General features: G+C 67.6%; 13 protein-coding genes. 10 read left to right on the top strand and 3 right to left on the bottom strand.

Translation table 11 applies throughout. The features are described 5' to 3' along the window. The first annotated feature begins 54 nt into the window (after window positions 1–54). The 4 genes from glmM to ACO2Q1_RS15360 all read left to right on the top strand — a co-directional run bounded on the left by glmM (window position 55) and on the right by ACO2Q1_RS15360 (window position 5,954). A complete protein-coding gene (gene glmM / locus ACO2Q1_RS15345) occupies window positions 55–1,404 on the top strand; it encodes a phosphoglucosamine mutase (RefSeq protein ID WP_423330357.1) in 1,350 nt (449 codons plus the stop codon). Next, window positions 1,405–2,157 (top strand): hypothetical protein, encoded by a 753-nt coding sequence (locus tag ACO2Q1_RS15350; RefSeq protein WP_423330358.1) that lies wholly within the window; start codon window positions 1,405–1,407, stop codon window positions 2,155–2,157. 207 nt (window positions 2,158–2,364) lie between these two features. After that, entirely contained in the window at window positions 2,365–3,570 is a 1,206-nt protein-coding gene (locus tag ACO2Q1_RS15355; RefSeq protein ID WP_423330359.1) for an acetyl-CoA C-acetyltransferase, read from the top strand. Window positions 3,571–3,749: 179 nt separating this feature from the next. Further along, window positions 3,750–5,954, top strand: coding sequence for a 3-hydroxyacyl-CoA dehydrogenase NAD-binding domain-containing protein (locus ACO2Q1_RS15360; RefSeq protein ID WP_423330360.1), 2,205 nt, complete (start codon window positions 3,750–3,752; stop codon window positions 5,952–5,954). A gap of 160 nt (window positions 5,955–6,114) precedes the next feature. Here the strand turns inward: ACO2Q1_RS15360 and ACO2Q1_RS15365 are convergent, their stop codons facing one another. Then, window positions 6,115–6,951: an aldo/keto reductase gene (locus ACO2Q1_RS15365; protein WP_423330361.1), complete on the bottom strand. Its 837-nt coding sequence runs from the start codon at window positions 6,949–6,951 to the stop codon at window positions 6,115–6,117. Window positions 6,952–7,004: 53 nt separating this feature from the next. Here ACO2Q1_RS15365 and ACO2Q1_RS15370 point away from each other — a divergent pair, with 53 nt between their 5' ends. Continuing rightward, window positions 7,005–7,982, top strand: coding sequence for an alpha/beta fold hydrolase (locus ACO2Q1_RS15370; protein ID WP_423330362.1), 978 nt, complete (start codon window positions 7,005–7,007; stop codon window positions 7,980–7,982). Here the strand turns inward: ACO2Q1_RS15370 and ACO2Q1_RS15375 are convergent. Further along, window positions 7,979–8,281, bottom strand: coding sequence for a hypothetical protein (locus ACO2Q1_RS15375; RefSeq protein WP_423330363.1), 303 nt, complete (start codon window positions 8,279–8,281; stop codon window positions 7,979–7,981). The two genes, ACO2Q1_RS15370 and ACO2Q1_RS15375, sit on opposite strands and share 4 nt — an antisense overlap. A 448-nt stretch (window positions 8,282–8,729) precedes the next feature. Here ACO2Q1_RS15375 and ACO2Q1_RS15380 point away from each other — a divergent pair, with 448 nt between their 5' ends. The 3 genes from ACO2Q1_RS15380 (at window position 8,730) to ACO2Q1_RS15390 (ending at window position 13,092) form a co-directional block, all read left to right on the top strand. Continuing rightward, window positions 8,730–10,448 carry a protein kinase domain-containing protein gene (locus tag ACO2Q1_RS15380; RefSeq protein ID WP_423330364.1) on the top strand — a complete coding sequence of 573 codons (1,719 nt, stop codon included), beginning with the start codon at window positions 8,730–8,732 and terminating at the stop codon, window positions 10,446–10,448. Window positions 10,449–10,522: 74 nt separating this feature from the next. Beyond that, entirely contained in the window at window positions 10,523–11,752 is a 1,230-nt protein-coding gene (locus ACO2Q1_RS15385) for an NAD(P)/FAD-dependent oxidoreductase (RefSeq protein WP_423330365.1), read from the top strand. Window positions 11,753–11,826: 74 nt separating this feature from the next. After that, window positions 11,827–13,092: a class I SAM-dependent RNA methyltransferase gene (locus ACO2Q1_RS15390; RefSeq protein WP_423330381.1), complete on the top strand. Its 1,266-nt coding sequence runs from the start codon at window positions 11,827–11,829 to the stop codon at window positions 13,090–13,092. 144 nt (window positions 13,093–13,236) lie between these two features. Here ACO2Q1_RS15390 and ACO2Q1_RS15395 read toward each other — a convergent pair whose 3' ends face one another. After that, window positions 13,237–13,773, bottom strand: coding sequence for a hypothetical protein (locus ACO2Q1_RS15395; protein ID WP_423330366.1), 537 nt, complete (start codon window positions 13,771–13,773; stop codon window positions 13,237–13,239). A 368-nt stretch (window positions 13,774–14,141) separates the two neighbouring features. On the opposite strand from ACO2Q1_RS15395, the gene rpoB reads away from it, so the two are divergent. Beyond that, complete coding sequence (rpoB, locus tag ACO2Q1_RS15400; RefSeq protein ID WP_423330367.1) at window positions 14,142–18,257, top strand: DNA-directed RNA polymerase subunit beta; 4,116 nt, start codon at window positions 14,142–14,144, stop codon at window positions 18,255–18,257. Window positions 18,258–18,390: 133 nt separating this feature from the next. Next, entirely contained in the window at window positions 18,391–22,584 is a 4,194-nt protein-coding gene (gene rpoC / locus ACO2Q1_RS15405) for a DNA-directed RNA polymerase subunit beta' (RefSeq protein ID WP_423330368.1), read from the top strand. Window positions 22,585–22,592: the final 8 nt, after the last annotated feature.

A 22,592-nucleotide genomic window follows, 5' to 3' on the forward strand; every position in this document is an offset into this window, starting at 1 on the left:
GGTTTCTCAAGATTTCCGCGCTAGGCGCTGGGCGGACGGATAACGGGAGCGGACATGGGCGAGCGCAAATATTTCGGGACCGACGGAATTCGGGGCAAGGCGAACGCTCACCCGATGACGGCCGAGGTGGCGCTGCGCGTGGGCCTGGCGGCGGGCAAGCTGTTCAACACCGGCCACGATCGTCGGCACCTGGTGGTCATCGGCAAGGACACCCGCCTGTCGGGCTATATGATCGAGCCGGCCCTGGTGGCCGGCTTCTCGTCGGTCGGGATGGACGTTCGGACCTTCGGCCCTGTCCCGACGCCCGGCGTGGCCATGCTGACCCGGTCGATGCGCGCCGATCTGGGTGTGATGATCTCGGCCTCGCACAACGATTTCGCCGATAACGGCATCAAGCTGTTCGGGCCCGACGGCTACAAGCTCTCCGACGAGATCGAGCTGAAGATCGAGGCCATGATGGACGAAGGTCTGGATCAGGGTCTGGCGGCGGTGGATCGCCTCGGGCGGGTCAAGCGCATCGACGACGCCCAGGCCCGCTACATCGAGATCGCCAAACAGGCCCTGCCGAAGCGACTGGGGCTCCAGGGCCTGCGCATCGCCATCGATTGCGCCAACGGCGCGGGCTACAAGGTCGCGCCCACCGCGCTCTACGAACTGGGCGCCGAGGTGCTCCCCGTGGGGGTGGAGCCGAACGGCCTGAACATCAACGCCGATTGCGGTTCGACCCATCCCGGCGCCCTGGCGGAGGCGGTCCGGACCTATCGCGCCGACATCGGCATCGCCCTGGACGGCGACGCCGACCGCGTGATCATCTGTGATGAAAGGGGCCAGATCGTCGACGGCGACCAGATCATGGCCCTGATCGGTCTCGATTGGGCGCGACGCGGCAGACTGAGCGGGGGCGGGGTGGTGGCCACCGTCATGTCCAATCTGGGACTGGAACGGCGACTGAAGGCCGAAGGGCTGACGCTGGAGCGGACCAAGGTCGGCGACCGCTATGTCATGGAGCGGATGCGCGAGGGCGGCTTCAACATCGGCGGCGAGCAGTCGGGCCACATCATCCTGCATGACCACGCCACGACCGGCGACGGCCTGATGGCGGCGCTGCAGGTGCTGGCCGTGATGGTCGAGTCCGGCAAGCCGATGAGCGAGCTGGCGCGCCAGTTCGAGCCCGTTCCGCAACTGCTGAAGAACGTCCGCTTCGCCGCCGGCCGTCCGCTCGAGGACGACGGGGTCAAGGCCGCCATCGCCGAAGCCGAGGCCGCGCTGAACGGCTCGGGCAGGCTGCTGGTGCGGCCATCGGGCACTGAGAAGCTGATCCGCGTCATGGCCGAGGGGGACGACGCCGCCCTGGTCCGCCGGGTGGTGGATGACGTCGCCGGAGCCGTCAAGGCCGCCGGATAGGTGACGCCGCCGGGCGACGGCCTGGCGGCCCTGCAACAGGTTCTCGACCTCGGCCAGATCATGCAGGCCATAGAACGCACGGCCCTGTGGGTGTCGCCGGACACCTTCCGCCTGTTGCCGGTCTGGTACCCCGAGCATGCGCGGCGCGCCTATGTCTACAAGGGAGACTGGTCCGAGCCGCTGAGGACCCGCAGCCGGGGCACCGGCCATGACGAGCGGACCCCTGAAGGCAATGTCTACGCCAACCGCGCCCTGACGGCCGCGCTAGGCCTGACCGCACGCCAGCGGCCGAACTGGTCGTGCTGCCATATCTGGAGCGCCGACGCGCGTTGGGCGGGCGCCGGGAATGCGGTGGCGCAGGACCGGCGATACTTCACCTGCCTGGCCAATATGGTGCTCCTTCCGACGCCGCTGAAAGCCTTCACCGACGCGATGCCCGAGGTCCGGGGCATGCTGCGCGCCGGCGCCCGACGGCTGTACGGCTGGGTGTGCGAGCACCCGGACACGGCGGCCGAAGCCGATCGCCTTGATGAATGGGAGGCCGCCGTCGCCTATCCCCGGTCGTGGGCCAGGGGCGATTTTCCCGGGGTCCGGGACCTGACGCCGGACATCAGGGCCGCCGCAGACCGACGTCTGGACGCCCTGCGGCGAGACCTGGCTCAAGCCGGACCCTACTACCCGCGCGAAGAGGTCCGGTCCGCCCTGGCCTACTGGCGCCTGAACCTGGAGACGTCGGAGCGCCGAGCCCGGTGATGGAGGTCCGGAACAGCTTGGGCCCATCGGCAAATCGGCCGAGCAGAGATCGGGCGCTCACGACGGTCATCAGGATATTACTTGACGTTGACGTAAACGTAGGGTTTCTGGCGGGCACGCTCGACTCCGTCCCGTCCCTCAAGCCGCAAGGCCCGATCCATGGGTGTGGGCGCCGAGCGATAGGGACAAGAACAAGGAACGCACCTGATGGCCGACGCCTATATCTTCGACGCCGTTCGCACGCCGCGCGGCAAGGGCAAGAAGGACGGGTCCCTGCACGAGATCACCGGCCTCAGCTTGGCGGCCCAGGTGCTGGAGGCCCTGCGGGACCGCAACGACCTGGACACGTCGAAGGTCGATGACGTGGTCCTGGGCTGCGTGACCCCGGTGGGCGAGCTGGGCGCCGACATCGCCCGCACGGCCGTGCTGGCGGCGGGCTGGGCCCAGACGACGGCGGGCGTGCAGATCAACCGCTTCTGCGCCTCCGGTCTGGAAGCCGTGAACATGGCCACCGCCAAGGTGAAGTCCGGCGAGGCCGATTTCGCCGTCGGCGGCGGGGTCGAGGCCATGAGCCGCGTGCCGATGGGCAGCGACGGCGGCGCCTGGCCGACCGATCCGTCGATCGCCATCCCCGCCTATTTCGTGCCGCAGGGCGTCTCGGCCGACATGATCGCCTCGAAATACGGCTTCAGCCGCGACGACGTGGACGCCTATTCGGTCGAGAGCCACAAGCGGGCCGCCCGCGCCTGGGCCGAGGGCCGGTTCAAGGGCTCGGTCGTGCCGGTCAAGGACCAACTGGGCCTGAACATCCTCGACCATGACGAGACCGTGCGTCCCAACGCCGACATGCAATCGCTGGGCGGGCTGAACCCGTCCTTCGCCATGATGGGCGAGATGGCCTTCGACGCCGTCATCGGCCAGCGCTATCCCGAGGTCGAGAAGGTCAATCACGTCCACACGCCGGGCAACTCCTCGGGCATCGTGGACGGCGCGGCGGGCGTGCTGATCGGTTCGCTGGAAGCCGGCAAGGCCCTGGGCCTGAAGCCGCGCGCTAAGATCTTGGGCGGCGCCTCGATCGGTTCGGAGCCGTCGATCATGCTGACCGGGCCGGAATATGTGACCCGCAAGCTGCTGGCCAGGCTGGGCATGGAGCCGGGCGACATCGACCTGTATGAACTGAACGAGGCCTTCGCCGCCGTGGTCCTGCGCTACATGCAGGCGCTGGATATCCCGCACGACAAGATGAACGTGAACGGCGGCGGCATCTCGATGGGCCACCCGCTGGGCGCCACGGGCGCCATGATCACCGGCATCGCCCTGGACGAGCTGGAGCGGTCGAACAAGTCGACGGCCCTCGTCACCCTCTGCATCGGCGGCGGCATGGGCACCGCCACCGTCATCGAACGCGTCTGAGTTTAGCCGGGCGCGTCAGCGCCCAGAGAAGGGTTCATCACAACGACCACAACGAATTCACCAAGAGCACCACGAGCGCCGAGCCCGTAGTGCCCGCTGTGTCCCGTGGTGTCCGTTGTGATGAACTGAACTCGGTCAGCCTCAAGAGCTGACGTTTCAGAATGAAGGGCCTTCGGCCAATGGAAAACTTCAAGATCGACATCGACGCCGACGGCATCGCCCTGGTCACCTTCGACGTGCCGGGCCGTTCGATGAACACCCTGACCTCCAGCGTCATGGCCGAGATGCCGCAGCTGGTGGAGACCATCAAATCGGACGACGCCATCAAGGGCGCGGTCCTGACCTCGGGCAAGGCGAGCGGCTTCTGCGCCGGCGCCGATCTCGGCGACATGGCCGGCGGCATGCTGGCGGGCGGTTCGCTGCAGCAGGCGTTCGACGCCGGCTGGCGGATGAACGGCGCCCTGCGCGCGCTGGAGACCTGCGGCAAGCCCGTGGCGGCCGCGATCAACGGCCTTGCGCTCGGCGGCGGTCTGGAACTGACCCTGGCCTGCCACTACCGCGTGGTCGGCGACAGCCCGAAGATCCAGCTCGGTCTGCCCGAGATCAAGGTCGGCCTGTTCCCCGGCGGCGGCGGCACCCAGCGCCTGACGCGCCTGATCGGCGTGCAGGCGGCGATGATGGCCATGAGCGAGGGCAAGTCCTTCCGCCCGAACGACGCCAAGGGCGCGGGCATCGTTCATGAGGTCGTGCCGGCCGGGACCGAGGTCGAGGCCGCCAAGGCCTGGATCAAGGCCAAGGTCGAATCTGGCGGCAAGGCTCAGCAGCCCTGGGACGACAAGTCCTTCAAACTGCCCGGCGGCGGCCCCTTCCATCCGGCGGGCATGCAGAATTTCGTGGTCGGCAACGCCATGCTGCGCAAGCAGTCGTTCGGCAACTATCCGGCCGTGGCCAACCTGATGAGCGCCGTGTTCGAGGGCGTTCAGGTGCCGATGGACGCGGCCCTGCGCATCGAGACCCGCTACTTCATCAAGACCCTGATGACGCCCCAGGCCCAGGCCATGATCCGCAGCCTGTTCCTGTCGAAACAGGAACTGGACAAGGGCGCCGTGCGTCCGGCGGGCGTGCCGAAGTCGGACCCCAAGAAGGTCACCGTCATCGGCGCCGGCATGATGGGCGCGGGCATCGCCTATGTTCAGGCCCTGGCCGGGATCGAGACCATCCTGATCGACCGCGATCAGGACGCCGCAGACAAGGGCAAGGCCCATGTCGAGGAGCTGCTGAAGAAGCGCCTGTCGCGCGGTCAGATCGATCAGGCCAAGTATGACGCCCTGCTCGGCTCGGTCACCGCCACCACCGACTACGATCTGATCAAGGGGTCGGACCTGGTCATCGAGGCGGTGTTTGAGAACCGCGAGATCAAGGCCGACGTCACCAGGCGCGCCGAGGCCCAGCTGGCCGAGGGCGCCGTCTTCGGCTCCAATACCTCCACCCTGCCGATCACCGGCCTGGCCGAGGCCTCGGTGCGGCCCGAGGACTTCATCGGCATCCACTTCTTCTCGCCGGTCGACAAGATGATGCTGGTCGAGATCATCATGGGCGAGAAGACCTCGCAGGAGGCCCTGGCCAAGTCGCTCGACTATGTGCTGAAGATCAAGAAGACGCCGATCGTCGTGAACGATTCCAGGGGCTTCTACACTTCGCGCTGCTTCTCCACCTTCCTGATGGAGGGCATGGCCATGCTGGAGGAAGGCTGGTCGCCGGCCCTGATCGACAATGTCGGCCGCATGACCGGCATGCCGCGCGGCCCGCTGGAAATGCACGACGACGTGGCCCTGGACCTGTCCTACAAGATCGCCAAACAGACGGCGCTCGACCTGGGCGACAAATACGTTCCGGCCGAGGGCGCGGACATCGTCGCGAAGATGGTCGAGGGCGGACGGTTCGGCCGCAAGAACGGCATGGGCTTCTATGACTATGCGTCCAAGCCCAAGACCCTCTGGCCGGGCCTGGCCGATCTGGCGCCGACGACCAAGAAGATCGACGGCCCTGAGGAGCCGGGCGCCTTTGATCAGATCGACGAGCTGAAGACCCGCCTGCTGTACCGCCAGGCGGTCGAGGTGGCCCGTTGCTGGGAAGAGGGCGTCATCGACGACCCGCGCGAGGCCGATCTCGGCGCCATCCTGGGTTGGGGCTTCGCGCCCTGGACCGGCGGCCCGATCACCCTGATCGACCAGACCGGACTGAAGACCTTCGTCGAGACCGCCGACCGCCTGGCCGCGACCTACGGCGACCGCTTCAAGGTTCCCCAGCTGCTGCGCGACATGGCGGCCAGGGGCGAGACCTTCTACGGAAACTTCGCGGGCAACCAGAAGACGGCGGCCTGATCGTTTCCTTCTCCCCTCGGGGGAGAAGGTGGATCGCGAAGCGAGACGGATGAGGGGGCTGGTTGATCCAGTCCCCTTTTTGTCTTCGGACTCGCGGAAAGCACTCCCCTCATCCGGCCCTCCGGGCCACCTTCTCCGCCGAGGGAGAAGGGAGGCAGTGTCAGATCATCTCCAGCGGCTTCGCCGTTTCGGGGGCCGGGAAGGCCGCGTCCAGCCGTTCCAGGTCCTCGGCGTCGAAGCGGATTTCCAGAGCTTCGGCGTTCTTCTCGACGTGCTCGACGGAGGACGTCTTGGGGATGGCGATCACCCCGTCGTGCAGCAGGGTGAAGGCCAGGGCGATCTGGGCCGGGTCGGCGTCGTGGCGGTCGGCGATGTCGACGATCAGCGGATGCTGCAGCAGGCCGCCGCGCCCCAGGGGCGAATAGGCCATGACCGGCATGTCCCGGGCGCGCATCCAGGGCATCAGGTCGTGTTCGATCCCCCGCGAACCGAGGTTGTAGAGCAGCTGGTTGGCGGCGCAGAGGTCGCCGCCGTCCACCGCCTCCAGCCGCTGCATGGCGTCCAGGTCCAGGTTGGACACGCCCCAGCGGACGATCAGCCCCTCGTCGACCAGCTCCTGAAACGCCTCGACCGTCTCCTCCAGCGGAACATTGCCCTCCCAATGCAGGAGGTAGAGGTCCAGCCGGTCGGCGCCGAGCCGCTCCAGCGATTTCTCGCAGGCCAGCACCATCTTCAGGTCCGAGGCGTTCTGGGGCAGGACCTTGGAGACGAGGAACACCTCGTCGCGGCGGCCCTTGATGACCTCGCCCACCAGCCGTTCGGCGCGACCGTCGCCGTACATCTCGGCCGTGTCGATCAGGGTCAGCCCCAGGTCGAGGCCGCGCGACAGGGCGGCCTGTTCCGCGTCGGCGCGTGACGGGTCGTCGCCGATCATCCAGGTCCCTTGGCCCAGGGCCGGGACGGTCGTACCGTCGGCGAAGGTGACGAGGCGGGTCATGACCTGAACCTTGATCAAGCGGCCGGAAAACGCCCGGCGGGGGAGAGATGCCGATGCGGACCCACCGGATCAAGACCGACGGCCTGACGCAGCAGGTGCTGGAGGCGGGACCGGAGGACGGCGAACTGGTTGTCCTGGTTCACGGCTTTCCGGAACTGGGGATCAGCTGGCGGGCCCAGGTTCAGGCGCTGGGCGCGGCCGGCTATCGGGCCGTGGCGCCCGACATGCGCGGATACGGCGGAACGGATCGGCCCGAGGCGCGAGACGACCATACGATCCTGCATCTGGTCGGGGATCTGGTCGATCTGGTGCGAGCGCTGGGGCGGGATCGGGCGGTGGTGGTCGGCCACGACTGGGGGGCCAATGTCGCCTGGCATGCAGCCCTGATCCGGCCCGACCTGTTCCACGCCGTCGCCTGTCTGTCGGTGCCGTTCCAGCCGCGCATCCCGAAGGGACCGCCGACGGTGTTGATGCAGGCGCTGGCCAGGCGGGTGGGCCTGGGCGAGTTCTACATCAATCAGTTCCAGGCGGAGGACGCCCATCTGGAGTTCGAGGCCGACGTCGCCTCGGCGCTCCGCCGCGGCTTCTACGCCTATGACGGGGCGACGCCCGACAATCGCCGCTCGACCGGGTTTCAGCCGGAGGGAACCACCTTCCTGTCGGCCGCGCCCGACGACGCGACCCTGCCCCCATGGATGAGCGAGCATCACTTCGCCGAATATGTCGAAGCCTTCACCGTCTCCGGCTTTCGCGGGCCGCTGGACTGGTATCGCTGCATCGACCTGAACTGGAGCCTGACGGCGGCCTTTCAGGACCGCAGGATCGAGGTTCCGGCGGCCTTTCTGGTCGGGGACCGCGATCCGGTGCGGGTCTACGCCGGCCAGCATGAGGCGCGGATGAAGGACTGGCTGCCCGACCTTCGCGCCCAAGTCGTCCTGACCGGCGCCGGGCACTGGGTGCAGCAGGAACGGCCCCAAGAGGTGAACGCGTTTCTAATGGAATTTCTGAGTGCTCGTGGCAGGCCTGACTAGGCCTTCGTGCGAGAAACCTCCGTCGATGCAGGGAATATCTGGTCGAACCCATTCTCATCGAATCGCATCCCTGAATACGCGACCTCGGCGTCGTCCGGGAGTTCGATCGTCACCAGAAGATCGTTCTCATCAATTGCTCGCTGCACGTGTCGGTGGGCGTCTTCCAGCGATTTGGCCGTTCGCACGAAGATGGCCGATTGGCCGCCATGCCAGGCAGGTCCCAATTCGAACGCGGCCGCTGTCGCCGAGTGGCGGACGCCGTCAGCGCAGTTCCCGAGGCTAATCATCAAGGTTCGCATGTCTCGGCTCCGAACTGCGCTGTACCAGCATGCGCGGCTCTGTAGGGCATGCAAGATCGATCTCATCAGGCTCAATGCATTCTGACGCATTGTGCTCGCCGCGCGCCGGGTGTTTCCTGCCGTCATACAAGAGGAGGTCGCCGCATGCGTTTCGCCATTCTCGCCGTGCTTTCCGCCGCCGCACTGTCCGCGTGTGCGACGCCCCCCGATGCCTCTTCCGCGACCAAGGCCTATGCGGCGGCGGCTGAGGCCTGCGCACGACAAGGGGGAACCATGTCGCCGTCCATCGGCGCGCGACCGGGACCCTATGAGTATCAGTGTCGGTCGTTGCAGCAATCCGATCCCTATCCGCTCCCCCGGCGCGAGACCCAATAATCCGGCGCGCGCCGCCATTGCCTTTTCCTCCGTGTTGCGGTGCAACTAGGCGCGCATCCTCCCCGGAGAGCCCATGACCCCCGACGCCAGGCTGGAGATCGCCGCCGGCTTTGCCTCCGAACGCGGCCCACGCGCGGACAATCAGGATTTCGGCGGCGTGCATATCGGCGACGATGCCGAACAGAGGGTGCATGGGGTCATCGCCGTGATCGCCGACGGAGTGTCGGGCGGCAAGGGCGGGCGCATCGCCTCGGAACTGGCGGTGCGCAACTTCATCGACGGCTATCTGGACCAGAACCCCATGGCGGGGGTGGCGGCGGCCGGGCTGAACGCCCTGCGCGCCTATAACCGCTGGCTGCATTCGCGGGCGCGCAGCGATCCGTCGATGGAAGGGGCGGCGACCACCTTCACCGCCGCCGTCATGAGGGGGCGGGAGGCGACGGTGCTACACGTGGGCGACACCCGCGCCTGGCATTTCCGCGACGGCGTCCTGACCCAGCTGACCGAGGACCATGCGCTGGATCGGCCGGGTCTGAAGCACGTCCTCTATCGCGCCGTGGGCATCGAGCAGGACATCCGGCTGGACGTGCGCGCGGTCCAGCTGGAGCCGCATGACCGGCTCCTGCTGACCACGGACGGGGTACATGGCGTGGTCGATCACGAGACCCTGACCCGCCTGTTGTCGCGACGCGGCTCGCCCGACGCCGATGCGCGGGCGGTGGTGCAGGCGGCGGGCGCGGCGGGCGCCACCGACAACGCCACGGCCGTGCTGGTGGACGTCGTGCGTGTGGGCCAGGTGGACTGGGACAGTCTGGGCGACGAGGCCGAGCGCCTGCCCATCGATCCGGTCCCTGACGCCGGAGCCAATGTGGACGGTTTCCGGCTGGAGCGGATTCTGTCCGACGGCCGCTACACCCGCATCTTCCTGGCGCGGGACGAGCTGGACGGGGAAGGCGAGCGGCTAGCCGGTCCGCTGATCCTGAAGTTCCCCAAGCCCGCCATCCTGTCGGAGAAGGGGGCGCGGTCGGCCTTTCTGAGGGAGAGCTTCATCGGGCGGCGGGTCGACAGCCCCCTGGTCGGGCGGGTGCTGAACCTGCCGTCGGGACGCCAGAGCCGTCTCTATATCGTTCAGCCCTTCTATGACGGCGGCACCCTGCATCGGCGCCTGGCCGAGGACGGGCCGTTCGACATCCAGGGCGGCGTCGGTCTGGCCATCCGGCTGACCCGCGCGGTGGCGGCCCTGCACCGCCTGGGCGTGGCGCACCGCGACATCAAGCCGGACAATGTGATCCTGGAGCGGGACGGCAGCATCAAGCTGATCGACCTCGGCGTCGCCCGCCTGCCGCGTGTGGAGGAGTTCGCCGAGTCCGAGGCGCCCGGCACGCCCGGCTTCATGGCGCCCGAAATGTTCGACGGGGCGGCGGGGGACGCCAGGACCGACCAGTTCGCCCTGGGCGTGACCCTGTACCGGATCTTCACCAAAACCTATCCGTGGGGCGAGGTGGACGCCGACAGCCGCCCCCGCTTCGACCATCCGCCGACGCCCGCCACCAAGCATCGGCCGGACCTGCCCGCCTGGCTGGAGGCGGCCCTGGCGCGGATGATAGCCCTGGACCCCGCCGACCGTTTCGCCGACCTGGACGAACTGCTGCACGTGCTGGAAAGCGGCAGCGCCCTGGCCGTGCGGCCGCGCGAAAGCTTGTCTCTGATCGAGAAAAATCCGGTGCGCTTCTGGCAGGGGGTCAGCCTGCTGATGCTGATCGCCTTCCTGGTGTCGCTGGCGACGCGATAGCCAGGCCGGACCCTTTCAGGAGGCCCGGATTCTTCGGCGATGTAATCGCGCCGGATTCGCCCTATGTGGCGTTCATGACCAGGGTTGTGATCATCGGCGCGGGCCATGCGGGCGGGACGGCGGCCGCCCTTTTGCGGCAGTACGGGCATGAGGGGCCGATCCTGCTGGCGGGGGCGGAACCCGCCGCGCCCTATCAGCGGCCGCCCCTGTCCAAGGCCTGGCTGAAGGGCGAGGCCGATCTGGACAGTCTGCTGTTGCGAGCGGTGGAGTATTACGCCGAACAGGGCATCGAGCTGCGGACCGGGGTGACGGCGATAAGCATCGACCGGACGGCGCGCACGGTCGCCTTCGCCGACGGGACGGTCGAGCCCTATGACGCCCTGATCCTGGCGATGGGATCGACGGCGCGGCGTCTGGCGATTCCCGGCGCGGATCGACCCGAACTGCTGGAACTGCGGACCGACGTCCACGCCGAGCGGCTGAAGGCCGCCATCGGACCGGGCCGACGTCTGGCCGTGGTCGGCGGCGGCTATGTCGGACTGGAGGCGGCGGCCAGCGCCCGGGCCCTGGGGGCTGAGGCGGTGGTGATCGAACGCGAGGCGCGGGTGCTGGCGCGGGTGGCGTCTGAGCCCCTGTCGCGTTTCTTCACCGACCTGCACCGGGCGCACGGGGTCGAGATCCGCACGGGCGCCGAGGTCGTCGGCTTCGAGGCGGACGCCGTCATGCTGGGCGGCGGGGACAGGATCGCGGCTGACGCCATACTGGTCGGGGTCGGCGCCCTGGCCTGCGACGCCCTGGCGCGCGAGGCCGGTCTGGACTGCGCCCTGGGCGGATCAGGCGGCGTGGTGGTCGATCGCGAGGCCCGGACCAGCGACCCCGCCGTCTGGGCTATCGGCGACATGACCTATCGGCCGGTCCCGGCCCACGGCGGTCTGCACATGCGGCTGGAGAGCGTGCCCAACGCCCTGGAGCAGGCGAAACAGGCCGCGGCTTCGATCCTGGGTCGGCCGGCGCCGCCGCATGAGGTGCCGTGGTTCTGGTCGGACCAGTATGACGCCAAGCTGCAGATCGCGGGCGTGGCGGCGGGTGCGGATCGTCAGGTGGTGCGGGGCGATCCGGCGGCCGGACGGTTCGCGGTCTTCCACCTGATCGGCCAGCGCATCGCCTGCGTCGAGGCGGTCAACGCCCCGCCCGAGTTCATGGCCGGCAAGCAGATGATCGGACGCGGCGCGGCGGTGGACCTCGACAGGCTGGCCGATACGGCGGTGTCGATGAAAGAGGTCGCCCTGCCGCCCCCGGCCTGATCGCCGCGATCGACCGCCCCTCCCGTCAGGCCGAGCCTTGGTGCATAAGCGCGCCGATGACCGCCGCCCCCGACATCCTGACCCTGACCATCGACCGCATCGGCGGCCAGGGCGACGGCGTGGCCCAGGGCGCGGTTCCGGGCGCGGTTCCGGGCGCGGCCGGGCCGGTGTTCGCGCCCCTGACCCTGCCGGGCGAAACGGTGCGGGGGTCGGTGGCGGACGGTCGGATGGATCGCCCCGAGATCGTCAACGCCAGCCCGGACCGGATCGACCCGGTGTCGCCCCACTACGGCGATTGCGGCGGCTGCTCGCTGCAGCATTGGGCCGCCGGTCCCTATCTGGAATGGAAGCGGGATCAGGTCCGGCTGGCCCTGGCGCGCGAGGGGATCGAGGTCGAGGTCGAGCCGACGGTGGCGTCTCCGCCGGGCTCGCGCCGCCGCCTGGCCCTGCATGCGCGTCGCGGACCGGACGGGCGGGCGATCCTGGGCTTCAAGGCGAGAAAATCCTGGCGGCTGGTCGAGGTGCGCGAATGCGCCGTGGCTGATCCCCGACTGGTCGCCGCCCTGCCGTCCCTGGCGCGGGTCGCGGACGCCTTTCTGGAGCATCCGAAGTCCGCCCCGACCCTGCATGTGACCCTGACCCTGACCGGGCTGGACGTCGATGTGACCGGGGTTGAGCGCAGGTCGGGCGGCCTGTCGGCCGATCGGCGGATGCAGGCGATCCGGGCCGCGAAACAGGCCGATCTGGCGCGGCTGAGCCTGGCGGGCGAGGTGCTGATGATGGAGCGCCAGCCGCTGGTCCAGTTCGGTCCGGCCACGGTCCCGGTCCCGGCCGGCGGCTTCCTGCAGGCGGTGCCGGAGGCCGAGCAGGCCATGGTCGATCGCGCGGTGGCGGCGGTGAAGGGGGCGAAGAAGATCGCCGACCTGTTCTGCGGCTCCGGAACCTTCACCTTCCCCCTGGCGACCGTGGCGCCGGTGATCGCCGCCGATGCGACTGAGGCCGGGATCGCGGCGCTGAAAGCCGCAGTGAAGTCCGCCAGGGGCATGAAGGCGATCGAGGCCCAGGCCCGCGACCTGTTCCGTCGACCGATGACGCCCTTCGATCTCAGGGGCTGCGACGCCATCGTCTTCGATCCGCCGCGCGCGGGGGCGATCGAGCAAACGCAGCAGATCGCCACGACCCGGGCGACGACGGTGGTCGGGGTCTCCTGCAACCCCCAGACCTTCGCGCGCGACGCCCGGGTGCTGATCGACGCCGGCTTCCGGCTGGAGACGGTGACCCCGATCGACCAGTTCCTGTGGTCGGCCCATGTGGAGCTGCTGGGCGTATTCCGGCGCTAGGTCCCGCGTTGCTGCAATTGACCCCGAGCATCCCGGCGGAGGCCGGGATCCAGATCACGGCGCTGGGATGGCAGGCGCGCCGAGCGTTTGGCCGCAGGCGGGCTGGATTCCGGCCTGCGCCGGAATGCTCGGTAGGAGGGGGCGCTAACGGACGGTTGTGGCCGCCAATACCAGATCGATGAGATCGTCGGCTGTCGAGGCCATGCTGGACTGGGCCTCGATGACCACCTGCAGGGTCGGCGTGTCCAGGATGCAGGCGGCGTCGCCATTCAGGGCCGCCACATTGTCCCGGTGCATGCAGTGGAACTCAGCCTGCATCCCGCCTGCGAAAATCTTGGTCTGGCGCGTCAGCATGGCGGCCTTCTGCTCCGCCGGCCAGGTGGCGAAATCGCTCCACCACTTGGCGGCCTGGGCTTCAAGCGCCTCGCGCGGCGCCTGGGTCATCGGCCGGGTGATGACGACAATCTGCGTCCATCCGACTTCCGGCGCCGAGCAGGCGAAGCGCAGCAGCAGGGCCTGGGTGTTGGCGGCGTTCTCCTGCGGCGCCTGACAACCTGGGAGGGTCGTCGGCAGGGTGACGGTCCGGCCGTCCGGCAAGGGGCGAGCGTAGTTGGTCTGGGCCGAGGCCGGAGCCCCGCAGGCGAGGGCCGAAATGAGGCTGACAGCGGCGATGAGGCGCATGGCGGGGCTCCGGACGTGTCGGAACAGCCTAGCGGCCAGGCAGATTGACCCCACCCACGGTTCCTGACGCGTCGTTCGCGGATTTGCGTTCGAAGGTCTTTATTTCGCCGTCAAAGCGAGTATATGAGCCCGTTCCGCATCACACTCTTCCATGAGTCTGCGCGAAAGCGCCGAGGCCCGGTCTGTCGCCCTCTGACCGGAGCGAAGGCGCGGCTCCTTCCCAAGGGAGCCGGACATTGCAGGCGTCCTGGCCCTCGCACGGGCCGACAGGGCGGGCGCCGACACACTTTGCGCGGGATGCCGGAAGGCATGTCGTGCCGCCGCATTTGACGCGCCGGGTCTCCCCTCGGCGCCATTGGGAAAACAGAATGACTGACGTCACGAACGGTCTCGCCATCAACGGTCAGATCGCGTCCGCCACGACCTTCACCGGCAAGAAGCGCATCCGCAAGTCCTTCGGCCGCATCCCCGAGGCCGTGGCGATGCCGAACCTGATCGAGGTTCAGCGCGCCTCCTACGAACAGTTCCTGCAGCGCGAGGTCCGTCCGGGCCAGCGTCGCGACGAGGGCGTCGAGGCGGTGTTCAAGTCGGTCTTCCCGATCAAGGACTTCAACGAGCGCGCCGTTCTGGAATACGTCTCCTACGAGTTCGAGGAGCCCAAGTACGACGTCGAGGAATGCATCCAGCGCGACATGACCTATGCCGCGCCGCTGAAGGTCAAACTGCGCCTGATCGTGTTCGAGGCCGATGAGGAAACCGGCGCCCGCTCGGTCAAGGACATCAAGGAGCAGGACGTCTACATGGGCGACATCCCGCTCATGACGGACAAGGGCACCTTCATCGTCAACGGCACCGAGCGCGTGATTGTCTCGCAGATGCACCGTTCGCCGGGCGTCTTCTTCGACCACGACAAGGGCAAGACGCACTCGTCGGGCAAGCTGCTGTTCGCCGCCCGCGTCATCCCCTACCGCGGTTCGTGGCTGGACTTCGAGTTCGACGCCAAGGACATCGTCTATGTCCGTATCGACCGTCGCCGGAAGCTGCCGGCCACGACCTTCCTGGCCGCCCTGGGCATGGACGGCGAGGAGATCCTGCGGACCTTCTACGAGACCGTCCCCTACGAGAAGCGCGGCGACACCTGGGTGACGCCCTTCAAGCCGGAACGCTGGCGCGGGGTGAAGCCCGAGTTCGACCTGATCGACGCCGACACCGGCGAGGTCGTGGCCGCCGCCGGGACCAAGATCAGCGCCCGCCAGGCCAAGAAGCTGGGCGAGACCGTCAAGTCGCTGTCGCTGGCACAGGACGCCCTGCTGACCCGCTACCTGGCCGCTGACGCCGTCAACTATCAGACCGGCGAGATCTATGCCGAGGCCGGCGACGAGCTGGACGCCGCCTCGATCGCGGTGCTGGAAGAGAACGGCTTCACCACCATCGACGTGCTGGACATCGACCACGTCACGGTCGGCGCCTACATGCGCAACACCCTGCGGGTCGACAAGAACACGGGCCGCGAGGACTCGCTGTTCGACATCTATCGCGTGATGCGTCCCGGCGAGCCGCCGACCCCGGAAGCGGCCGAGGCCATGTTCCAGTCGCTGTTCTTCGATCCGGAACGCTACGACCTGTCGGCCGTGGGTCGCGTGAAGATGAACATGCGCCTGGAAAGCCCGGAGGTCTCCGACGAGATCCGCGTGCTGCGCAAGGAAGACGTGCTGAAGGTCCTGCAGATCCTGGTGGGCCTGAAGGACGGCCAGGGCGAGATCGACGACATCGACAACCTGGGCAACCGTCGCGTCCGCTCGGTCGGCGAGCTGCTGGAGAACCAGTACCGCGTCGGCCTGCTGCGGATGGAGCGCGCCATCAAGGAGCGCATGAGCTCGGTCGACATCGACACGGTCATGCCGCACGACCTGATCAACGCCAAGCCGGCGGCCGCCGCCGTGCGCGAGTTCTTCGGATCGTCGCAGCTGTCCCAGTTCATGGACCAGACCAACCCGCTGTCGGAAATCACCCACAAGCGCCGCCTGTCGGCGCTTGGGCCGGGTGGTCTGACGCGTGAGCGCGCCGGCTTCGAGGTGCGCGACGTTCACCCGACCCACTATGGCCGCATCTGCCCGATCGAGACGCCGGAAGGCCCGAACATCGGTCTGATCAACTCGCTGGCCACCCACGCCCGGGTCAACAAGTACGGCTTCATCGAAAGCCCCTACCGTCGCGTGAAGGACGGTCAGGCCCAGGACGAGGTGATCTACATCTCGGCCATGGAAGAGGCGAAGTACACGATCGCCCAGGCCAACATCGAGCTGAAGGGCGGTCAGATCGTCGAGGACCTGGTCCCCGGCCGCGTCAACGGCGAATCCCAACTGCTGACCAAGGATGCGGTCGACATGATGGACGTGTCGCCGAAACAGGTCGTTTCGGTCGCCGCCGCCCTGATCCCGTTCCTGGAAAACGACGACGCCAACCGCGCCCTGATGGGCGCCAACATGCAGAAGCAGGCCGTGCCGCTGGTCCAGACCGACGCGCCGCTGGTCGGCACCGGCATGGAGACGGTGGTCGCGCGTGACTCCGGCGCCGTGGTCGTGGCCCGTCGCGAAGGCGTGGTCGAGCAGATCGACGGCACCCGCATCGTGGTTCGCGCCACGGGCGACGTGGACGCCGGCCGTTCGGGCGTCGACATCTATCGTCTGTCGAAGTTCCAGCGTTCCAACCAGTCGACCTGCATCAACCAGCGTCCGATCGTGCGCGTGGGCGACGAGGTGAAGGCCGGCGACGTGATCGCCGACGGCCCGTCGACGGACCTGGGCGAACTGGCGCTGGGCCGCAACGCCCTGGTCGCCTTCATGCCCTGGAACGGCTACAACTTCGAAGACTCGATCCTGATCTCCGAGCGCATCGTGCGCGACGACGTCTTCACCTCGATCCACATCGAGGAGTTCGAGGTCATGGCCCGCGACACCAAGCTGGGGCCGGAAGAGATCACCCGCGACATCCCGAACGTCGGCGAGGAAGCCCTACGCAACCTCGACGAGGCCGGCATCGTGGCGATCGGCGCAGAGGTTCAGCCGGGCGACATCCTGTGCGGCAAGGTCACGCCGAAGGGCGAAAGCCCGATGACCCCGGAAGAGAAGCTGCTGCGCGCCATCTTCGGCGAAAAGGCTTCGGACGTGCGCGACACCTCCCTGCGCCTGCCGCCGGGCGTGGCCGGCACGATCGTCGACGTGCGCGTGTTCAACCGCCACGGCGTGGACAAGGACGAACGCGCCCTGGCCATCGAGCGTCACGAGATCGAACGCCTGGGCAAGGACCGCGACGACGAACTGGCGATCCTGGAGCGCAACGTCTACGGCCGCCTGAAGCCGCTGCTGCTGGGCAAGAACGCGACCTCGGGTCCGAAGGGCCTGGGCCGCGGCGACGTCACCGAAGAGAAGCTGGGCGAGATCTCGCGCGGCCTGTGGTGGCAGATCGCCCTGGACGACGAAAAGGCCATGGGCGAGCTCGAGGCCATGAAGAAGCAGTTCGAGGACGCCCGCAAGGCGCTCGACCGCCGCTTCGAGGACAAGGTCGAGAAGCTGCAGCGCGGCGACGAACTGCCTCCGGGCGTGATGAAGATGGTCAAGGTGTTCGTGGCCGTGAAGCGCAAGCTTCAGCCCGGCGACAAGATGGCCGGCCGTCACGGCAACAAGGGCGTCATCTCCAAGATCCTGCCGATCGAGGACATGCCGCACCTGGAGGACGGCACCCACGTCGACATCGTTCTGAACCCGCTGGGCGTGCCGTCGCGCATGAACATCGGCCAGATCTTCGAAACCCACCTGGGTTGGGCGTCGGCGGGCCTCGGCAAGCAGATCGCCGACCTGCTGGAAGCCTGGCAGCACGGGGGTCAGAAGCAGGCCCTGGTCGAGCGGCTGACGCACATCTACGGCGAGGACACCCCTCTGCCGCAGGATGAGGAAGAGCTGGTCGAGCTGGCGAAGAACCTGTCCAAGGGCGTGCCCTTCGCGACCCCGGTCTTCGACGGCGCGCACATCGGCGACATCGAGCGTCTGCTGGAAGAGGCCGGCCTGAACAAGTCGGCCCAGTCGATCCTGTTCGACGGCCAGACCGGCGAGCAGTTCAAGCGCCCGGTCACGGTCGGCTACATCTACATGCTGAAGCTGCACCACCTGGTCGACGACAAGATCCACGCCCGCTCCATCGGCCCGTACTCGCTCGTCACCCAGCAGCCGCTGGGCGGCAAGGCGCAGTTCGGCGGTCAGCGCTTCGGGGAAATGGAGGTCTGGGCTCTGGAAGCCTACGGCGCCGCCTACACCCTGCAGGAAATGCTGACGGTGAAGTCCGACGACGTGGCCGGCCGGACCAAGGTCTACGAGGCCATCGTCCGCGGCGACGACAGCTTCGAGGCCGGCATCCCCGAGTCCTTCAACGTGCTGGTGAAGGAAATGCGCTCGCTGGGTCTGAACGTGGAGTTGGAGAACAGCTGAGGGACCAGTGGCGAGTGACGAGTGGCGAGTGGCGAGAAATCGCCGCCGCCCCTCGATCCTCCCTCGCCACTAACCACTCGCCACTCGCCACTCCCCAACTATTTCGCAGCCCCCGCTGCAGAAGGAACTCAAGATGAACCAGGAAGTCCTGAACATCTTCAACCCGGTCCCGGTCACCCCGACCTTCGACCAGATCAAGATCGCCCTGGCCTCGCCGGAGAAGATCCGGTCGTGGTCGTTCGGCGAGATCAAGAAGCCGGAAACCATCAACTACCGCACGTTCAAGCCCGAACGTGACGGCCTGTTCTGCGCCCGTATCTTTGGCCCGACCAAGGACTACGAATGCCTGTGCGGCAAGTACAAGCGCATGAAGTACAAGGGCATCATCTGCGAGAAGTGCGGCGTTGAGGTCACCCTGGCCCGCGTTCGTCGCGAGCGGATGGGCCACATCGAACTGGCCTCGCCGGTCGCCCACATCTGGTTCCTGAAGTCGCTTCCGAGCCGCATCTCCCTGATGCTCGACATGGCGCTGAAGGACGTCGAGCGCGTCCTGTATTTCGAGAACTACATCGTCACCGAGCCGGGCCTGACCCCGCTGAAGCAGAACCAGCTGCTGACCGAGGACGAGTTCTACCGCTACCAGGACGAGTTCGGCGATGACGGCTTCACCGCCGAGATCGGCGCCGAGGCCGTGCGCAATCTGCTGATGGGCATCGACCTGCACCAGGAAGCCGAGAAGCACCGCGCCGAACTGGCGGACAGCCCCTCGGAAATGAAGGCCAAGAAGGCCTCCAAGCGCCTGAAGCTGCTGGAAGCCTTCATCGAGAGCGGCAACAAGCCCGAGTGGATGATCCTGACCGTCGTGCCGGTCATCCCGCCGGAACTGCGTCCGCTGGTGCCGCTGGACGGCGGCCGCTTCGCCACCTCCGACCTGAACGACCTGTACCGCCGGGTCATCAACCGGAACAACCGCCTGAAGCGCCTGATGGAGCTGCGGGCGCCGGACATCATCATCCGCAACGAAAAGCGGATGCTGCAGGAATCGGTCGACGCCCTGTTCGACAACGGCCGTCGCGGCCGGGTCATCACCGGCGCCAACAAACGCCCCCTCAAGTCGCTCGCCGACATGCTGAAGGGCAAGCAGGGCCGCTTCCGCCAGAACCTGCTGGGCAAGCGCGTCGACTATTCGGGCCGTTCGGTCATCACCGTGGGTCCGGAGCTGAAGCTGCACGAGTGCGGTCTGCCCAAGAAGATGGCGCTGGAGCTGTTCAAGCCGTTCATCTACGCGCGCCTGGACGCCAAGGGCCTGTCGGGCACCGTCAAACAGTCCAAGCGCATGGTCGAGCGTGAGCAGCCGGCCGTCTGGGACATCCTGGACGAGGTCATCCGCGAGCACCCGGTCCTGCTGAACCGCGCGCCGACGCTGCACCGTCTGGGCATCCAGGCGTTCGAACCGAAGCTGATCGAGGGCAAGGCCATCCGCCTGCACCCGCTGGTCTGCACCGCCTTCAACGCCGACTTCGACGGCGACCAGATGGCCGTCCACGTTCCGCTCTCGCTGGAAGCCCAGCTTGAAGCGCGCGTGCTGATGATGTCGACCAACAACATCCTGTCGCCGGCCAACGGCAAGCCGATCATCGTGCCGTCGCAGGACATCGTCCTGGGCCTCTACTACATCTCGCTGGTCAAGGACGGCGAGCCGGGCGAGGGTAAGCTGTTCGCCAACATGGGCGAGATCGACGCGGCCCTGGACGCCAAGGCGGTCACCCTGCACACGCGCATCAAGGCGCGCTGGACCGAACTGGACGCCAATGGCGAGCAGGTGACCAAGGTCATCGACTCGACCCCGGGCCGGATGAAGCTGGCGGCTCTGCTGCCGCAGAACCCGAACGTCGGCTATCGCCTGCTCGAGAAGAACCTGACCAAGAAGGAGATCGGCAACCTGATCGACGTGGTCTATCGCCACTGCGGTCAGAAGGCGACGGTGATCTTCGCCGACCAGATGATGGGCCTGGGCTTCCGCGAGGCGGCCAAGGCGGGCATTTCCTTCGGCAAGGACGACATCGTCATCCCCGCCGAGAAGGAGACCCTGGTCGCCGAGACCCGCACCCAGGTCGAGGAGTACGAGCAACAGTACGCCGACGGCCTGATCACCAAGGGCGAGAAGTACAACAAGGTCGTCGACGCCTGGGCCAAGGCCACGGACAAGATCGCTGACGCGATGATGGCCGAGATCGCCCGGGTCAAGAAGCTGGACGACGGCCGCACCGCCGAGATCAACTCGGTCTATATGATGGCCAACTCCGGCGCCCGCGGTTCGCAGGCCCAGATGAAGCAGCTCGGCGGGATGCGCGGCCTGATGGCCAAGCCGTCCGGCGAGATCATCGAGACCCCGATCGTGTCGAACTTCAAGGAAGGCCTGACCGTCCTCGAGTACTTCAACTCGACCCACGGCGCCCGTAAGGGTCTGGCCGACACCGCGCTGAAGACCGCCAACTCGGGTTACCTGACCCGCCGTCTGGTGGACGTTGCGCAGGACTCGATCGTCACCGAGGACGACTGCGGCTCGACGCGCGGCATCACCCTGCGCGCCGTGGTCGAGGGCGGCGACGTGCTGGTCTCGCTGGGCCAGCGGGTCCTGGGCCGCTATGCGGCCGAGGACATCAAGGAGCCCGGCACGGACAATGTCCTTTTCCCCGCCGACACCTATCTGGTGGAGGACGTGGTCGAGGTCATCGAACAGCACGGCGTCCAGTCGGTGAAGGTCCGTTCGGCCCTGACCTGCGAGGCCGAGGCCGGCATCTGCGGCATGTGCTACGGCCGTGACCTGGCGCGCGGCACCAACGTCAACATCGGCGAAGCGGTCGGCGTCATCGCCGCCCAGTCGATCGGCGAGCCGGGCACCCAGCTGACCATGCGGACCTTCCACATCGGCGGCACCGCCCAGGTCGCGGAAACCTCGTTCTACGAGGCGACCAACGCCGGCGTGGCCAAGGTCGTCGGCCCGACCGTCAAGGCGCCGCACGGCGATCTGGTGGCCATGAGCCGCAACGTCGTCGTCACCGTGACCGTCGACGGCAAGGACCGCGAATCCTACAAGGTGCCGTATGGCGCGCGCCTGCGCGTGGCCGACGGCGGCGAGGTGAAGAAGAACCAGCGCCTGGCCGAGTGGGACCCCTACACCACCCCGATCCTGACGGAAGTCGGCGGCGTGGTGCGGTTCGAGGACCTGGCCGAGGGCCTGTCGTTCCGCGAAGAGACCGACGAGGCGACGGGCATCGCCCAGCGCGTCGTCATCGACTGGCGCGCCTCGCCGCGCGGTTCGGACCTGCGTCCGGCCATGGGCATCACCACCGGTGACGCCTACGCCAAGCTGGCTTCGGGCTCCGACGCCCGTTACCTGCTGCCGGTGGGGGCCATTCTCTCGGTCGCCAACGGCGACGAGGTGAAGCCGGGCGAGATCATCGCCCGTATCCCGACGGAAGGCGCCAAGACGCGCGACATCACCGGCGGTCTGCCGCGGGTGGCCGAGCTGTTCGAAGCCCGTCGTCCGAAGGACTGCGCGGTCATCGCCGAGATGGACGGCCGCGTCGAATTCGGTCGCGACTACAAGAACAAGCGCCGCATCAAGATCACCCCGGAGCCGGACGCGGACGGCAACCAGGGCGAACCGGTCGAGTTCCTGATCCCCAAGGGCAAGCACATCTCCGTCCACGACGGCGATCTGATCCAGAAGGGCGACTACATCATCGACGGCAACCCGGATCCGCACGATCTGCTGCGCATCCAGGGCGTCGAGGCGCTGGCCGAGTATCTGGTGAACGAGGTGCAGGAGGTCTATCGCCTGCAAGGCGTGCCGATCAACGACAAGCACATCGAGGTGATCGTTCGCCAGATGCTGCAGAAGGTCGAGATCCTCGACTCGGGCGAAACCACCCTGATCCGTGGCGACACGGTCGAGGTGGCCGAGGCCGCGCTCGAGAACGCCAAGGTCGAGAAGCGCGGCGGCCGTCCGGCCACCACCCAGCCGGTCCTGCTGGGCATCACCAAGGCGTCGCTGCAGACCCGCAGCTTCATCTCGGCGGCGTCCTTCCAGGAGACCACCCGCGTCCTCACCGACGCTTCGGTCAACGGCAAGAAGGACACGCTGGAAGGCCTGAAGGAAAACGTCATCGTCGGCCGTCTGATCCCGGCCGGCACCGGCGCCTACCTCCGCTCGCTGCAGAAGATCGCCAACGAGCGCGACGCCCAACTGACCCAGGCCCGCGAAGATGCGGTCGAGCCCCTGCCGGCCGACCTGCAGTTGGAGCTGGCCGAGAGCGAGTAAGCCTCGCG

Origin of the sequence: Brevundimonas sp. VNH65 (assembly GCF_049445955.1) — a bacterium.
Classification (GTDB): Bacteria; Pseudomonadota; Alphaproteobacteria; order Caulobacterales; family Caulobacteraceae; genus Brevundimonas.

Coding starts and splice junctions, on each gene's coding strand:
- glmM (WP_423330357.1), top strand. CDS start 55: ATGGGCGAGCGCAAATATTTCGGGACCGACGGAATTCGGGGCAAGGCG.
- ACO2Q1_RS15355 (WP_423330359.1), top strand. CDS start 2,365: ATGGCCGACGCCTATATCTTCGACGCCGTTCGCACGCCGCGCGGCAAG.
- ACO2Q1_RS15360 (WP_423330360.1), top strand. CDS start 3,750: ATGGAAAACTTCAAGATCGACATCGACGCCGACGGCATCGCCCTGGTC.
- ACO2Q1_RS15365 (WP_423330361.1), bottom strand. CDS start 6,951: ATGACCCGCCTCGTCACCTTCGCCGACGGTACGACCGTCCCGGCCCTG.
- ACO2Q1_RS15370 (WP_423330362.1), top strand. CDS start 7,005: ATGCGGACCCACCGGATCAAGACCGACGGCCTGACGCAGCAGGTGCTG.
- ACO2Q1_RS15375 (WP_423330363.1), bottom strand. CDS start 8,281: ATGCGAACCTTGATGATTAGCCTCGGGAACTGCGCTGACGGCGTCCGC.
- ACO2Q1_RS15380 (WP_423330364.1), top strand. CDS start 8,730: ATGACCCCCGACGCCAGGCTGGAGATCGCCGCCGGCTTTGCCTCCGAA.
- ACO2Q1_RS15385 (WP_423330365.1), top strand. CDS start 10,523: ATGACCAGGGTTGTGATCATCGGCGCGGGCCATGCGGGCGGGACGGCG.
- ACO2Q1_RS15395 (WP_423330366.1), bottom strand. CDS start 13,773: ATGCGCCTCATCGCCGCTGTCAGCCTCATTTCGGCCCTCGCCTGCGGG.
- rpoB (WP_423330367.1), top strand. CDS start 14,142: ATGACTGACGTCACGAACGGTCTCGCCATCAACGGTCAGATCGCGTCC.
- rpoC (WP_423330368.1), top strand. CDS start 18,391: ATGAACCAGGAAGTCCTGAACATCTTCAACCCGGTCCCGGTCACCCCG.